Annotated in this window: 10 protein-coding genes; 3 read left to right on the top strand and 7 right to left on the bottom strand. The window is 69.2% G+C overall.

The genetic code is table 11. From position 1 onward, the window contains the following. Position 1: 1 nt before the first annotated feature. Positions 2-3,196, bottom strand: coding sequence for a DUF3971 domain-containing protein (locus IAI59_RS11605; protein WP_237180692.1), 3,195 nt, complete (start codon positions 3,194-3,196; stop codon positions 2-4). 14 nt (positions 3,197-3,210) lie between these two features. Between IAI59_RS11605 and IAI59_RS11600 the strand changes: the two genes are divergently transcribed. Further along, a complete protein-coding gene (locus IAI59_RS11600; protein WP_207417216.1) occupies positions 3,211-6,180 on the top strand; it encodes a bifunctional [glutamine synthetase] adenylyltransferase/[glutamine synthetase]-adenylyl-L-tyrosine phosphorylase in 2,970 nt (989 codons plus the stop codon). Next, positions 6,177-6,641 carry a peroxiredoxin gene (locus IAI59_RS11595; protein WP_207417217.1) on the top strand — a complete coding sequence of 155 codons (465 nt, stop codon included), beginning with the start codon at positions 6,177-6,179 and terminating at the stop codon, positions 6,639-6,641. The genes IAI59_RS11600 and IAI59_RS11595 overlap by 4 nt, the downstream gene beginning before the upstream one ends. Here the strand turns inward: IAI59_RS11595 and IAI59_RS11590 are convergent. The 4 genes from IAI59_RS11590 to IAI59_RS11575 all read right to left on the bottom strand — a co-directional run bounded on the left by IAI59_RS11590 (position 6,638) and on the right by IAI59_RS11575 (position 10,703). Further along, complete coding sequence (locus tag IAI59_RS11590) at positions 6,638-7,216, bottom strand: YqaA family protein (RefSeq protein WP_207417218.1); 579 nt, start codon at positions 7,214-7,216, stop codon at positions 6,638-6,640. The genes IAI59_RS11595 and IAI59_RS11590 overlap by 4 nt on opposite strands. 46 nt (positions 7,217-7,262) lie before the next feature. Beyond that, a complete protein-coding gene (locus IAI59_RS11585) occupies positions 7,263-7,727 on the bottom strand; it encodes a GlcG/HbpS family heme-binding protein (protein ID WP_207417219.1) in 465 nt (154 codons plus the stop codon). 3 nt (positions 7,728-7,730) lie between these two features. Further along, positions 7,731-10,082 (bottom strand): xanthine dehydrogenase family protein molybdopterin-binding subunit, encoded by a 2,352-nt coding sequence (locus tag IAI59_RS11580; RefSeq protein WP_207417220.1) that lies wholly within the window; start codon positions 10,080-10,082, stop codon positions 7,731-7,733. A gap of 219 nt (positions 10,083-10,301) precedes the next feature. Then, positions 10,302-10,703 (bottom strand): MarR family transcriptional regulator, encoded by a 402-nt coding sequence (locus IAI59_RS11575; RefSeq protein ID WP_207417433.1) that lies wholly within the window; start codon positions 10,701-10,703, stop codon positions 10,302-10,304. Between the two features lie 639 nt (positions 10,704-11,342). On the opposite strand from IAI59_RS11575, the gene recQ reads away from it, so the two are divergent. Then, positions 11,343-13,151, top strand: coding sequence for a DNA helicase RecQ (recQ, locus tag IAI59_RS11570; RefSeq protein ID WP_207417221.1), 1,809 nt, complete (start codon positions 11,343-11,345; stop codon positions 13,149-13,151). Here recQ and eutC read toward each other — a convergent pair. Both eutC and IAI59_RS11560 read right to left on the bottom strand, forming a co-directional pair. Then, positions 13,148-13,924, bottom strand: coding sequence for an ethanolamine ammonia-lyase subunit EutC (gene eutC, locus IAI59_RS11565; protein ID WP_207417223.1), 777 nt, complete (start codon positions 13,922-13,924; stop codon positions 13,148-13,150). The genes recQ and eutC overlap by 4 nt on opposite strands. Next, a complete protein-coding gene (locus tag IAI59_RS11560) occupies positions 13,921-15,315 on the bottom strand; it encodes an ethanolamine ammonia-lyase subunit EutB (RefSeq protein WP_207417225.1) in 1,395 nt (464 codons plus the stop codon). Before IAI59_RS11560 ends, eutC begins: the two co-directional genes overlap by 4 nt. Between the last annotated feature and the right edge of the window lie 158 nt (positions 15,316-15,473).

Here is a 15,473-nt window from a genome sequence, read left to right as displayed (position 1 = left end):
TTCAGGGCGCCGCGGGCTGGCCGCTGCCGAACAGGCCGCGCAGAAAGCCCGGCGTGAGCATCGACAGCGGATTGACCGCGATGTGCGGGTTGTCGACCGGTCCGGTGACGCCGTAGCGGGCGGCAAACAATCCGCCGCCCTTTTCGGCGCTGAACAGCCGGCCGATCAGGGGCAGGCGGCCGAGCAGGCTGTTCAGCACATAGGCGGGCACGATGGTGCCCTCGAAATCCAAAGTCCGGTTGCTGCGGTTCAGAGTGCCGTTCGCCGTCAGTCCCAGCGAGGCCGAGAAGGCCTGCGCTTCCCGCACCGTCAATGCGGTCGGGGACAGGGAAAAGGGCGCGACCAAGCGGCTGAAGGCCAGACCGGGGCCCTGCACGGCCTCGAACACCCCATACACGGTCAGCGCCTGCAGCAGTTTGCCGATCGCCTGGCCTTCCAGCACCTGGAAGCCGTCCAGCTCAGCGGTGCCGGACAGGATGGAATCGGCACGGTTGTTGGCCCAGTGGCCGTTGACCAGCAGCTTGCCGCCACGCAGCTGGTCCAGCACGTCAAAGGCCGCCAGCAGCGCGCCGGCATCGTCCGACGTCAATCGCAAGTCCCGCCCGGCGCCGCGCGGTGTCACCATGACGTCGAAGGGCGCGGTGCCGGCCACCCGGGCGGACACCCGGCCCTGGCGAAGCACGCCACCGCCATCGGCACGGATCTGCCCCTGCAGCCCCGTCAGGAACCGTTGCCCGCCCAGCAGCACTCGATCGAATGCCCCATAAACGACGATGTCGGCCGCCGGCGGCAGGTCGGATGGCGGCTCGGCGCGATTGGTCTTGTCGTCGGCTTCCAGCGCGGGTTGCAGGTCCAGCACGGGGCCGCGCAGGCGCAAAGTCCATGCGGCGCCATCGCGTGCCGGCGGCCGCACGTCGCCGGACAACCGGGTGCGCCCGATGGCCGCGTCGGCGATGGTCAGCTGTTCCAGCCGGTCGCTGCCCACGAACGTCCCGCTGCCGCGCAGCGAAAGCTGCGGTGCCTCGACCACCAGCCCTTCCAGCCCCTTGAGGGCTTCGCCACCGATGCGCAGTTGTGCCCGCGCGGTGCCGGGCTGGCCGGGTGGCTTTGCCCAGGCCAGGGGAGACAAGCTCAGGCGGGTGTCGCGCAGGTCGCCCCGGAGGGTGACGCGGGTGTCCCCCACGCGCGGCTTTTCCATCACCGCCTCGACCGTCACCGGTCCATCGGCCAGACCCTCAAGGTCCAGCCCGAACCGCTTCAACGCGGCCATGTCGGTGCGGGCATTGGCCTGGATGCGCTCGACCGTCTGCCCCGGCGGCCCGGGGCGGAAGCCCATCTCCACGGCCAGCGCCGCCTGGATGCCGCCGATGCGGGCATTGCCGGTGGCCCGCAGGCGGCTGTTGTCCACGGTCAGATCAGCGGTCCCGCGGTCCAGGTCCTGCCCCGCGACGACGTCGGCCAACTGCAAGGCCGAGAGCTTGGCGCGGACATCGACGCGGATGGCATCGTCCGGCAGGTCTACCAGCAACGGAAAGCCCATCTGCAAGGTGGCGTCGATCTGTCCGCCGGGCTTGTTCAACTCCAGCGGGCGCTTCTCGAACAGCCGCAGACGCGGGTGGCGCAACAGTGCCACCGTGTCCGCCACCGGGCCACGGATGCGGCCCTGGATCTGCATCTTCTCGGCGCTGGTATCGAGATCGTAGAGCCGCACCTGGGTGTCGGACACCGTCAGCGCCGAGCCGGACTGCCGCCCGCCCTCCGCGCGGATCACGATCTCCTTCAGTCCGAGCCGGACAGAACCGGACACGTTCTCGACCGGCGGCACCGGGCGCAGCCAGTGCACGGTGGCGCCATCGATGCGCACGGTGCCATCCATGCGCGTCACCGCGAGGTCACTCAGGTCTTCGGCCGACTCGGCAGCGAGGGCGAAGCGCCCGGCGCTGGCGACGCCGGCGGTCAGGTTTTCCTTCAACCAGTCCCGCGCATGCGGGCTGAGGTCGGGGGGCCAGTAGGTGGTCAGATTGTTGAGGTCGAGCCGGTTCAGGCTGAGCGCCGCCTCGCCACGCCACCGCCCGCCCCGCAGGGACGCCTGGCCGGTTGCCGAGATCACCGGGCTGGCCGTCGGGCGCCCGCCCGGCCCCGCGGGGAGCGGCGGCAGCGACAGGGACAGCTTTTCCAGGGTCAGCATGTCCGGCGCGCCGGTGGCCAGCAGTTCCAGACCCGCGAAACCGATGCGCCGTCCCGGCTGGAACGTCACGCTGCCGGCGCCGGCCTTCAGGGCGACGCGCAACTGCGGCGGGGTGCGCGACGTGCCATCCAGCGCGCCCTGGATGTCCAGCGAAACCGAGGTGTCGATCAGCCCCAGCGGCGCCAGTGCCGGCATCAACCCGGCCAGGCGCGCCGGCTCCAGGGCCGGCATGGACAAGGTGCCCTCCACCCGGGGGCCCTGGCCACTGGCCCGCGCGGAAATGCGCACCGGCACCGTGGCGCCGGGCCCGGGCAGGACGAGCTGCGCCTCGCCCTCGCCTTCCACGCCGTCGCGGGCCGTGCGGCGCAGGGCAATGCCGACATCCCGCAACTGCCACGTCAGGTGCAGCTGGCGGTCCAGGATGGCCACCCGCCCGCCCGTGATCACCACCGAGCGCAGCGCGCTGAACAGGCCGTTCTCATCATCCTTGCCAAGCAGCTGGCCAAGCAGCTCGCCCGACCCACCCTGTGCCTCCTCGGCACCGGAATGCCGGCCCATCGCCAGGGACACATCGCCGTCCTGGTCCCGCTCCAGCACGATGTCCGGGTCCCGCAAGGTGACCTCGGTCGGGGCCACCGTGCCGGTCAGCAGCTGCGGCAACGACAGCGAAACCGCGATATCGGGCAGCTGGTGGCGTACCGCCCCTGCCTCGTCCCGCACCTTCAGCCCGGACACGCGAATGCCCAGCGGCGCGGCGGTGCCGTGGCGGAACCCGCCCCAGTTCAGCACGATGTCGGCGATCTCGACATTCTGCTCCAGCCCGGCGCGGGCGATCAGCCCCGACACCGCGCGGTTGAGCATGGGCACATGCATCGGCCCTTCCGCCAAGCGCCAGGACAGCGCGGCGACCCCCAGCCCGGCGATCAGCAGCAGCGCCATGGCCAGCCGCAGCACGATGCTGCAGGCACGCCCCGCCACACGAAGCACTTGACCGCTCAGCCCCGGCATGGACTGGCTCCGTCATGCCCGACGCCGCCCCGGATTTCACCCGCCTGCCGCCCGCCTTCGACCAGGAAGCGGCCGTCCGATGCCTGGAGGACTTCTCGGCGCGCGGGCGGCCGGAACGGGCCTTCGCCGCCAGCGCGGGCGGCAAGGCATTGCTGGAATCGCTGGCGGGGCACAGTCCCTACCTCGCCGCCCTGGCGGAGCGCGAAAGCGCGACGCTGCTGCGCTTCGCGACGCGGGGCGCCGATGCCGCCCTGGCGATAGCGCTCGATCCGCTGAGCCGCGCGGACGCGGAAGCGCCCCGCAACGCGGTCGCCTCGCTGCTGCGGCAGGCCAAGCGGCAGGCGGCGCTGATCATCGCCTGCGCCGACCTGACGGGGCAATGGGCGCTGGATGGCGTGACGGGCGCGCTGTCCACGCTCGCGGAAGCGACCATCGACTATGCCTGCGCGCATCTACTGCGCCAGGCGGCGGCACGTGGCGAGCTGCGGCTCGCGAAGCCCGGCACGCGGGACCCGAAGGCTGTCGCGCGTGGCTCGGGGCTGATCGTCCTGGGCATGGGGAAGCTGGGCGCACGCGAGCTGAACTACTCCTCCGACATCGATCTGATGGTCCTCTATGACCCGGAAGCAGCCGTCAACCATCCCGAGAACGCCGGCGCGCTTTACGTCCGCATCGCCCGCGACCTCGTGCGCTTGATGGAGGAACGCACGGCCGATGGCTATGTTTTCCGCACCGATCTGCGCCTGCGCCCCGACCCGGCGGCGACGCCCCTGGCCGTCAGCCTGCCCACGGCCATCAGCTACTACGAATCGATGGGCCAGAACTGGGAGCGAGCAGCGATGATCAAGGCCCGCCCGGTGGGTGGCGACCGCGCGGCGGGCGATGCCTTTCTGGCCGAGATCCGCCCCTTCGTGTGGCGTCGTCACCTGGACTTCGCGATGATGGCGGACATCCACAACATCAAGCGGCAGATCCATGCCACGCATGGTGCCCGGGGTGCCAGCGCCGTGGTGGGCGTGGCCGGGCACAACGTGAAGCTCGGGCGCGGCGGCATCCGCGAGGTCGAATTCACGGCCCAGGTGCAGCAGTTGATCTGGGCCGGGCGCGACCCCGGGCTGCGCGACCCGACGACGCTGGGCGCCCTGGCCGCCCTGGCCGCCGCCGGACGGATCGAGCGCCGCGCGGCGGCCGATCTGGCCGACGCCTATATCTTTCTCCGGGACGTCGAGCACCGCCTGCAAATGGTCGACGACCGGCAAACCCAACAACTGCCGGAGGATGCGCAAGGCCTCGCGCGCATCGCCAGCTTCATGGGGTTTCCCGATGCGGAGGCCTTCGCGGAAACGCTGACCCGTCACCTTTCGCGGGTCGAGCGTCATTACCTGCAGCTCTTCGAGAACGGCGCCAGCCTGCCGGACAGCCCCGCCACGCCCACCCCCGACAGCCGCCTGGCTTTCGACGGTGACGAAGCCGACCCCGACACGCTGCGCGCCCTTGCGAGCATGGGCTTCGCCAACCCGGCCCAGGTGGACGGCATCATCCGCGGCTGGCTGCGCGGCCAGACCCGTGCCACCCGCGGCGAACGCGCCCGGACGCTGGTGCGCGCCCTGTTGCCGCCGATCCTGGCCGCCTTCGCCAGCCAGCGAGAGCCCGACGTGGCGCTGGGGCGGTTCGACGCGGTGCTGACACGGTTGCAGGCCGGGGTGCAGGTGCTGTCGCTGTTCCAGCGCAACCCGGCGCTGCTGTCGCGCGTGGCGGTCATCCTGGGCGCGGCGCCGGCTCTGGCGGATCACCTCGCCCTGGTCCCCGCCTCGCTGGACGGGCTGCTCGCCGGCCATGCGCTGGATGGGGCCAGCACCGCCCTGCCCGCCCTGGTGGGCGCGGCCCGGCACATGGAGGAGGCGCTGGAAAGCGCGCGCCGCCTGGTGACCGAAGGCAAGTTCGAGATCGATGCCGCCGCGCTGGAAGGCATCGTCGATGCCGATGCCGCCGGGCGCGCGCGCAGCGACCTGGCCGACAGCGCCATCGCCGCGCTGTTGCCGCACGTCACGGAGGACTTCGCCAAGCGCTTCGGCAAGGTCAAGGGCGGCGCGCTGGCGGTGGTGGCGCTGGGCAAGCTGGGCGGGCAGGAAATGCTGCCGGGCTCCGACCTCGACCTCGTGCTGATCTACGACCATCCGGCAGACCAGACGGAAAGCCGTGGCGGGCCACGCTCCCTGCCCGTCAGCACCTATTTCGGGCGGCTTGCCCAGGCGATGATCGGCGCCATCACCGCCCCCGGCGCCGAAGGCAAGCTCTACGAAGCCGACATGCGCCTGCGCCCCAGCGGCAACAAAGGGCCGGTCGCGACCTCGCTGTCGTCCTTCGAGCGCTACCACATGGACGACGCCTGGACCTGGGAGCGGATGGCCCTGACGCGCGCGCGCTGCGTGGCGGGCCCGCCCGGGCTGCGGCGGCGGATCGCCAGCACGGTCAAGGCCGCCCTCGTCCGCCATGCCGGGCCAGGCGCGGTGGCCGACGCGGTGGCCATGCGCGGCCGCATGCTGCGCGACCTGCCGGCCGAAGGGCCGCTCGACATCAAGGCCATGCCGGGCGGGCTGATCGAGGTGGAGTTCATCACGCAAGCCCTGCAGCTGGCGCACGCCAAGCGCCGCCCCGCCATCCTGGCCCCGACCACGCGGCATGCTTTGGCCGGCCTCGGCAAGGCCGGCATCCTGCCCCGGGCGGATGCGGACGCGCTGGTCGCCGCCGACCTGTTGTGGCGCACGACGCTGGGGCTGCTGCGGCTGACCGTCGGCCGCTGGCGGCGGGACGGGCTGCCGGCCGCCACCACCGCCCTGCTGCTGCGCACCACCGGCCCGCTGCTGGACCGCCCGGCCGTTGACCTCGCCGACTGGCAGGCACAGATGCAGGCGCGTGCCGCAGAGGTGCGCGAATTGTTCGAGCGGCATCTGGGCCGGCTCGACCATGGGGGGATTGCATGAGCGTCGAGGAAGGCATGCCGGCACCGGCATTCGATCTACCGGCCAGCGGTGGCCGCACCGTGTCCCTCGCGGCGATGCGCGGCAAGCCGTTCGTGCTGTATTTCTATCCCAAGGCCGATACCTCGGGCTGCACCCGGGAAGCCTGCGATTTCCAGGAAGCGCTGCCCGCCCTGGGTGGCATCGGGATCGACGTGGTGGGCATATCTCCCGACCCGATCAAGCCGATCGAGAAATTCGCCGAGAAGTACGAGCTGACCTTTCCGCTGGCATCCGATGCCGAGAAGACGGTGGCCGGGGCCTATGGCACCTGGGTCGAGAAATCCATGTACGGCCGCAAATACATGGGCATGGACCGCGCCACGTTCCTGGTCGATGCCGAAGGCAGGGTGGCGCGCATCTGGCGCAAGGTGAAGGTGCCGGGGCACGCGCAGGACGTGCTGAAGGCCGCCCAGGCGCTTTAAAGAAAGCGGAGCGCCGCCACGCCCAACAGGATCGCCACCGCCGCGGCGGTGGTGATCAGCGTCAGCCGCCGCTCGATGAAGTCGCGCACGGGCGTGCCGTAGCTGCGCAGCAGGGCGGCCACCAGAAAGAACCGCGCGCCACGGGTCACGACGCTGGTAAGCAGGAACATCCACGGATCGAAGGCAGCGGCGCCGGCACCGATGGTGACGATCTTGAACGGGATCGGCGTCAGCCCCTTGATCAGGATGACGGCGGCGCCCCAGCGGGCGAACCATTCCCGGAAGCTTTGCAATGCCTCGGCATGGCCGTAGGCCGCCAGGATGGGCTGCGCCACCGCCTCGAAGAAAAAGAATCCGATGGCGTAGCCCAGCATTCCGCCCAGCACGGAAGCGACCGTGCAGATGGTGGCGTAGCGCCATGCGCGCTCCGGCCGCGCCAGGCACATCGGAACCAGCATGGCGTCCGGCGGCACGGGAAACATGCTGCTTTCGGCGAAGGAAACCACGCCAAGCCAGCGCCCGGCATGGCGGTGGCCGGCCAGCCGGAGCACGAGGTCGTAGAGTTTGCGAAGCATCAGGCCGGCATCCCACGCGGCGGGGGTGCCGGCAAGGGGCTGCGGGTTATTCCGGGTCGCCAGTGTCGGCGACCAGCCCCGCCGCCTCGATGCCGGCCACGGCGCAGATCTCGTCCTTGTCCGACGCATCGCCCGAAACACCCACCGCCCCCAGCACGGTGCCGTTGGTATCGCGCACCAGCACGCCGCCCGGCACCGGCACGGCGCGGCCGCCGCACAGGTCGGAAAAGGCATTCATGAAGCCCGGCATCTTGCTGGACCGGCGCGCCAGCTCCCGCCCGCCAAAGCCCAGGGCCATGGCGCCATAGGCCTTGCCGGTCGCGATCTCGGGCCGCAGCAGGCTGGCACCGTCCTCGCGGGCCAGGGCCTTGGGCTGCGCGGCCTGGTCCAGCACCACGACCGTCAGCGGCGCCAGCCCCAGTTCGCGGCCCTTGGCCAGCGCCACGTCGATCATGGTGCTGGCCTGCGTCAGGGTCAGCCCGTGGGCGAAGCCGGTGGGAGCGTTTGGCATGGTTCAGGCAGCCTCATGGATCGCGCGCCACACCACCTCGGGTGTCGCGGGCATGTCGATATGCTTGACGCCGCGCTCGGACAGGGCATCGACCAGGGCGTTCATCACCGCCGGCAACGAACCGGCGCAACCCGCCTCGCCACAGCCCTTGACGCCGAGCGGGTTGGTCTTGGCCGGGACGCCGTGGCTGATGAACTCGAAGCTCGGCACGTCCACCGCCCGCGGCACCGCGTAGTCGGAATAGGAGCCGGACAGGAACTGCCCGTCCTCGCTGTAGTTGGTGCGCTCCATCAGCGCCTGCCCGATGCCCTGGGCAATGCCGCCATGCGCCTGGCCCGCCACCAGCATCGGGTTCACCAGGACGCCGAAGTCGTTGACGGTGACATAGCGGTCGATGTGCACCACGCCCGTATCCGGGTCCACCTCCAGCTCCACGATGTGGCAGCCGTTCGGGAAGGCCATGGGCGCGGCCTCGAAGATATGGTCCACGTCCAGCGTGTCCGGCACCTCGGGCGGCAGGTCGCGCGCCCCGCGCAACTGCGCCGCCAGCGACATGATGTCGATGCCCCGGTCGGTTCCGGCGATGCTGAAGCGCGCGCCGCCCTCGGCATGGGGGTCGAACTCGATATCCGCTTCCGCCGCTTCCAGCATGTGGGCCGCGGCGACGCGGGCCTTGTCCACCACCTTGGCCGAGGCTTCCACGATCGCGGCGCCGGACGCCATCAGCGACTTGGAGCCACCGGTGCCGCCGCCGGCGATCAGCTTGTCGGAGTCGCCCTGCACCAGCCGGATGCGGTCGAACGGCACGCCCAGGGTCTGGTGCAGCACCTGCGCGAAGGGCGTCCAGTGCCCCTGCCCGTAGTCCAGCGTGCCGGTGATGATGGTGACGCTGCCATCCTCGCCAAAGCGGATGCCGCCCATTTCCTTGCTCGGCGGCGCCGTGCATTCCAGGAAGTTGCCGATGCCGCGGCCACGCAGCTTGCCCGCCGCGGTGCTGGCTGCCTTGCGGGCGGCGAAGCCATCCCAGTCCGCGGCTGCCAGGGCTTTGTCCATCACGGCGCTGAATTCGCCGCCGTCGTACTTGCTGCCCGTGATGGCGGAGAAGGGGAACTGGTCCGGCTTGATGTGGTTGCGCCGGCGCAGCTCGATCGGGTCGATGCCCATCTGGGCACCCGCAGCCTCGATCAGCCGCTCCATGAAGTAATTGCCTTCTGGCCGGCCGGCACCGCGATAAGCCGTGACCGGGGAGGTATTGGTCACCGCGCTCTTGGTGGACACCTCGATCAGCGGCGTGGCGTAGTTGCTTTGCACGTTGCGCATGAAGCCGGAGGTGCCCATCAGCGGGCCCACGCTGCTGAGATACGCCCCGATGTTGGCGGCGGCGGTCAGCCGCACGGCCAGGAACTTGCCATCGGCGTCCAGCGCCAGTTCGGCGGTCACCTCATGGTCACGGCCATGGTAGTCGGACAGGAAGCTGTCGGTGCGAGCATCCGTCCACTTCACCGGGCGCCCGAGCATCTTCGCGGCATGCAGTAGGCAGAGATATTCCGGATAGGCGCCGGCCTTCATGCCGAAGCTACCGCCGACATTGCCGGTCAGGATGCGCAGCTTCTCGACCGGGACCTTCAGGAGCTCCTTGGCGATGCTGGCGCGCATGCCGAACACGCCCTGGCTGCCGACATGCAGTGTGTAGCGATCCCCGGCGGCATCGTATTCGGCCACGGCGCTGCGCGGCTCCATCGCGCATACGACGATGCGGTTGCTGCGCAGATCCAACTTCACGGCATGGGCGGCGTTCCTGAAGGCCTCGGCCACCTTGTCGCTGTCGCCGAAGTGGAAGTCCTGCACCAGGTTGCCGGGAATGTGGTCGTAAAGCTGCGGCGCACCCGGGGCCAGGGCATCGGTGGCATCCGTCACCGCCGGCAGCGGGTCGATGTCCACCAGCACGGCCTCGGCGCCATCCTTGGCGGCATCGCGGGTTTCGGCCACCACAAAGGCGATCGGGTCGCCGACGAAGCGCACCTTGTCGGTCGCCAGCACGGGGCGCTGGATGTCCGTCAGGCCCGGCGCCGGCATCATGCAATGCAGCGTGCCGTATCCGGCCGCCTGCATGTCGGCACCGGTGTAGACGGCCACCACCCCGGGCGTTTCCAGCGCCGGCGTCGTGTCGATGCCACGCAGAAGGCCGTGCCCATACGGGCTGCGGACGATGACGCACCAAAGCTGCCCGGGCAGCTGCAGATCGTCGGTATAGCGCCCGTGGCCCTGCAACAGGACCGGGTCCTCGTTGCGGGGGACGGGCTGGCCGATGCCGAATTTCATTCGGCTGGAATCAGGAGGAAGAGAATCCGGCATGGGGGGCTTCTCCGTCACGATGATGAAGGGGTCGGCGACAGCCTATGCCCATAACAGGCAGGTGGCGACCCCCTCTCAATCACTCGCGAACGGTTCGGTGCCAGGTATTGCCGAGTTCAAGCAACGAGATCGCGCCAAAACCTGTTCGCCGTAGGCCAGACGAAAAGCCGCCCGGCTCGCTCGTGCCGGGCAGCCAACAGTCTGGTGCAGCCGGCGTGCTTAGACAGCGCGCCGGGTCGCGCTTTCTGTATTGGCCGGCGCGGCGGGCGCAACCGTGCGGGACGCCGTCTCAGCTTCCGTCATGACGGAACGGATATCGCGCAGGAAAGCACTTCCCTTGGGCGTGCGCTGCACCAGCACGCTGCGGCGATCCTGCGGGTCCGTCTTGCGCTTGGCGAGATCCAGTTCGCCAAGCCGGTCCAGGGCCCGCGTGATGGCGGGCTTCGACACGTTCAGCGTCGCGGCCAGTCCCCGCACCGTGTGCGGGCCCTCGCCCAGATAGACCGTCAGAAACACGCCCAGCTGGCGAGCGGAAAGGTCATGGCCATCGCGGCGAACCAGGGCGACCACGGTGTCACGGAAAATGCCGACCAGTTGATCCGGGGCGTTCTGAACTGCCATTGCGTTGCATCCTTTATACGTCAGCCCCACGGCGCGGCGGCCAGCGGAGAAATGAAACCGTGGGTGGCCCGTTTCGGACCAGATTGCTGCGTACGGCCGCTTCGCGGGACCCTTGCGGATCAGCGAGGCTGCCTCGGCAACCGGCTCGATACTGCAGCAACATCATTGGTCGGTCGCTAGACCGAAAATCTTTTTACGTCAACGCTCTACAGATCGATTAAACATTTTCACTTTAATTGATCTGCACCTTGAGCCGTGTTGGCCCAACTGCGCCCAACGTGCGATGAACCCATCCGCCAAGTTCCTGCAATCCCTGTTCGAGATTCGAATCGTAACTCGATCAAAATATCACTAGTCATTCAGGGATGACGTAATATCGTTACAGAAACCCCGTATGATTTTGTCAGCGTCGTAATGGGTTAGTCGCTGCGGGGTTGCGCGGAAAGCGCATCGGGATTGTTACGAATTGCGCAGCTCACGGCAATGTCGCGACGGCCTTGCGATGGCAGGTATGCGAAGCCGCATTGGGTGGTGGCTTGATGCGGAAGTTGCAACACGACGATCCGCCTCAGTTCCGCATGGCGGCAGCCAGCTATTTCGCGTGGGCGCGTGCGTCGCGGCGCGCTAAGACCTCGCGGCATGAGTTCCTACGGCGACCCGCTCGAGGTCCTGCATCGAGTCTTCGGCCATACCGGCTTCCGTGGCCTGCAGGAGGATGTGGTCCGCCACGCCGCCGCCGGCGGTTCTGGCGTCGTGCTGATGCCGACGGGCGGCGGCAAGAGCCTTTGCTTCCAAATCCCCGCCTTGTGCCGGCCCGGCCTTGGCGTCGTGATCTCGCCCCTGATCGCCTTGATGGAAGACCAGGTCGCGGCGCTCAGGCAGCAGGACATCAAGGCGGCCGCCCTGCATTCCGAGCTGCCCCCGGATGAAGCGCGCGCGGTTTGGCGCGACCTCGACAACGGCGACCTCAAGCTGTTGTACGTGTCGCCGGAGCGCCTGACGACCGAAGGCACCCTGGCGCGCCTGGACGAGACCCCCCTCGCCCTGTTCGCGATCGACGAGGCGCATTGCGTCAGCCAGTGGGGGCATCACTTCCGGCCGGAATACCGCGCGCTGCCCGTTCTGGCGCAGCGCTTCCCGCGCATTCCGCGTTTGGCGCTCACCGCGACGGCGGACCCGCGCACGGTGCAGGACATCCAGCGCCAGCTTGGCCTGGAAGACAGCCCGCTGTTCCGCGCCAGCTTCGACCGGCCCAACATCCGCATCGGCGCCCTGCCACGGGACCATGAGCGCAGCCAGTTGCGCCGCTTCATCAAGGGCGCTTCGGATGGAACCGGGGCTGGCCTGATCTATTGCGGCACTCGCCGGAAGGCGGAGCAGACGGCGGAATGGCTGAAGCAGGACGGGCTGGACGGGCTGGTGTTCCACGCCGGCATGGACCCGGCCGCGAAGCGCGACGCCCACCGCCGCTTCGCGCGCGGCGATGCCGTCGTGATGGCAGCGACCATTGCCTTCGGCATGGGCATCGACCGGCCCGACGTGCGCTACGTGGCCCATACCGACCTGCCGAAGAGCCCGGAAAGCTGGTACCAGGAGATCGGCCGCGCCGGCCGCGACGGGTTGCCGGCCCAGGCACTGCTGCTGTACGGCGCCGGCGACATCGCGCTGGCCCGTCACCGGATCGGCGAAAGCGGCGCCACGGACGAGCAGAAGCGCGTGGAGCGCCAGCGGCTGGAAGCCATGGTCGGCATCGCCGAGGCATCCTCCTGCCGACGGCAGATCCTGCTGCGCTGCTTTGGCGAAGCGGCGCCGGAGCCCTGCGGGGCATGCGACATCTGCCTGGCGCCCCCAAAGCTGTTCGATGGTACCGTGCCCGCGCAGAAGATGCTGTCGGCGGTGCTTCGCACCGGGCGGCGTTTTGGCCTGGGCCACGTGGTGGACGTGCTGCTGGGCAAAAGCACCGACAAGGTCGCGCAGTTCGGGCACGACCAGCTTCCCACCTTCGGTGTCGGGCGGGAGCTGTCGGAAGCGGCGTGGCGCGGCGTGGCACGCCAGCTTGTGGCGCAGGGGGCGCTGGACGTGGCCGTGGAAAACCACGGTGAGCTGGTGCCCACCGATGCCGCGAGGCCCATCCTGAAAGGCGAGCAGCCGGTGATGCTGCGAGAGGAGCTGGTTTCGGCGCCCGCCAGGGGCAGCCTGCGCACGCGGTCCGGCGGTGAGATCCCCTCCGACCCGCGCTTCGCGGCTTTGCGCGATTGGCGCAAGAAGACCGCGCTGGCCCAGGGCGTACCGGCCTACGTCATCTTCCAGGACCGTACCCTGGCCGAGATCGCCGCGGAGCAGCCTGCTACCCTGGACCAGCTCGGTACCATTCCCGGCGTGGGCAACACCAAGCTGGAGCGCTACGGCAATGACGTGCTGCGCGTGTTGCGCGACGTCGCGGGCTAACCGTCGCTGGCCGGGGGCATCAGCTCCGCCGGTCCGGCGACGGCGAGGCCGGGAGCATCGTCCTTCAAGCCGACGCCGGTCAGCTTGCGCCGCCGCGCCTCTGTCATGAGCCAAGCCAGCTTGGTGGCCGCGGCGGCATGCGACAGCCCGCCAGCGCCATGGATGTTGGAAATGCAATTCCGTTCGGAGTCGCGGCGCCCCACGCGCGGCGCATGGGTCATGTAAACACCCAGACTGTCCGCGACGCTCAGTCCCGGCCGCTCGCCAATCAGCACCACGCAGAGCTCCGCCCCCAGGGCATCGCCGATCTCGTCGCCCAGTGCCACCCGCCCCTGGGTTGCGATGACGGGCGGCGCGACACGCCAGCCTTGCAGCATCGGCAGCACCGCATCCAGCAACGCCGGTCCCTGTGCCTGCACCGCCCGGGCGGACAAGCCATCCGCCAACACGAACACCGCGTCCCATCCGCCCGGTGGCAGCAGCGGAAGGCTGGCATCGTCCAGCCTCCGCCCGAGATCCGGGCGGCGCAGATACGTGCCGCGGTCGGTGGCCCGGCTCCGCACGATGATCGGCTTCGGGTCACCGAGTCGGGAGGACAGCGCATCGACATCCAGCGCCGCATGCACAGCATCACGTGCCCGGGCGTGGGCAAGCTGGAAGTCCAGCATCGCCGCGACGGGCGGCGCATCCCCCACCCGGCCAAGCCCGATGCGGGCCGGTGTCGTCTGGCGCAGGCTACGCCAGGGGTCCGAAGCCGGTGGCTTGGCCGTCATGCCAGCGGGTCCGGCAACAGCCGCCGCACCGCACCGTGCTGCGGTGGCAACGGGCGGATGCGGCCGGCCGCATCGGTCATCTCCATGCCCTGCAGCCAGCTCTCGAACTCAGGCGCGGCACGCAGGCCCAAGGTGGAGCGGAGATACAACGCGTCGTGGAACGATCCGCTCTGGTAGTTGAGCATCACGTCGTCGGCGCCAGGTACCGTGATCAGGAAATTGGAGCCGGCAACGGCAAGCAGCGTCATCAGCGTATCCATGTCATCCTGGTCCGCTTCCGCATGATTGGTGTAGCAGACGTCGACCCCCATCGGCACACCGAGCAGCTTCGCGCAGCAATGATCCTCCAGGCCCGCACGGATGATCTGCTTGCCGTCGAACAGGTATTCCGGCCCGATAAAGCCAACCACCGTGTTGACCAGCAACGGCGAGAAAGCACGAGCAACGGCATAGGCCCGGGTTTCGACAGTCTGCTGGTCCAGGCCGTGATGCGCATCGGCGGACAACGCCGCCCCCTGGCCGGTTTCGAAATACATCACGTTGTCGCCGACCGTGCCACGGCGCAGGGACCGTGCCGCATCATGGGCTTCCCGCAGCACCGAAAGCGATACGCCGAAGCCCGCATTGGCTGCCTCCGTACCGGCGACCGACTGGAACACCAGGTCCACCGGTGCGCCACGCTCGATGATACGGATGGCATTGGTGACGTGGGTCAGCACGCAGGTCTGTGTCGGGATGTCGTGCCGCTGCCGCAGCCCGTCGAGCATCTCCAGCAATGCGATGCAGTTGGGCATGTTGTCGGTGGCGGGGTTGATGCCGATCACCGCGTCGCCGCACCCGTACAAGAGGCCGTCGAGGGTGGCGGCGGCAATGCCACGAAGGTCGTCGGCCGGATGGTTCGGTTGAAGGCGGGTGCCCAGCCGCCCAGGTAGGCCGATGGTGCTGCGGAATGCCGTGACGACGCGGCACCGGCTAGCCACCGAGATCAGGTCCTGGTTGCGCATCAGTTTGGATACGGCGGCCACCATTTCCGGCGTCAGGCCAGGAGACAGCGCGGCGATGACATCGGCCGTGGCGTCATAGGAAAGCAGCCAGTCACGCAGACCGCCGACCGTCAGGTGGCCGATAGCGGAAAAGGCCGCTGCGTCATGGCTGTCCATGATCAGCCGCGTGACCTCGTCCGCTTCATAGGCGATCAGCGGTTCTTCAAGAAACCGGGTCAGCGGCAGGTCGGCGAGCACGGCGCGGGCGGCGACCCGCTGCGCATCGCTGTCCGCAGCCAGCCCTGCCAGCTCATCACCCGAGCGGCGCGGGGATGCCTTGGCCAGCAGGTCCGGAAGATCCCGGAAGACATGCCGCTCACCCCGGAAGTCGCTGGCATATCGCCCCATCCTACTCTCCGCCCGCAGCCGGCACCCCGGACGGTGCCGCCTGCGACAACACCATGGAAAAGGCGGCCGCCGCAACCGGCGACCGCCCCGCCCCATGTCCGATGTCCAGGCCGTGAACACCGCGGGCCGCTCCAGTCTCCTTCGCAAAAAGCATATGA

Origin of the sequence: Roseomonas haemaphysalidis (genome assembly GCF_017355405.1) — a bacterium.
In the GTDB taxonomy this organism is placed as follows: Bacteria; Pseudomonadota; Alphaproteobacteria; order Acetobacterales; family Acetobacteraceae; genus Pseudoroseomonas; species Pseudoroseomonas haemaphysalidis.
Note: the sequence above shows the minus strand (reverse complement) of the source record. Positions and strands in the feature narration are given on the sequence as shown.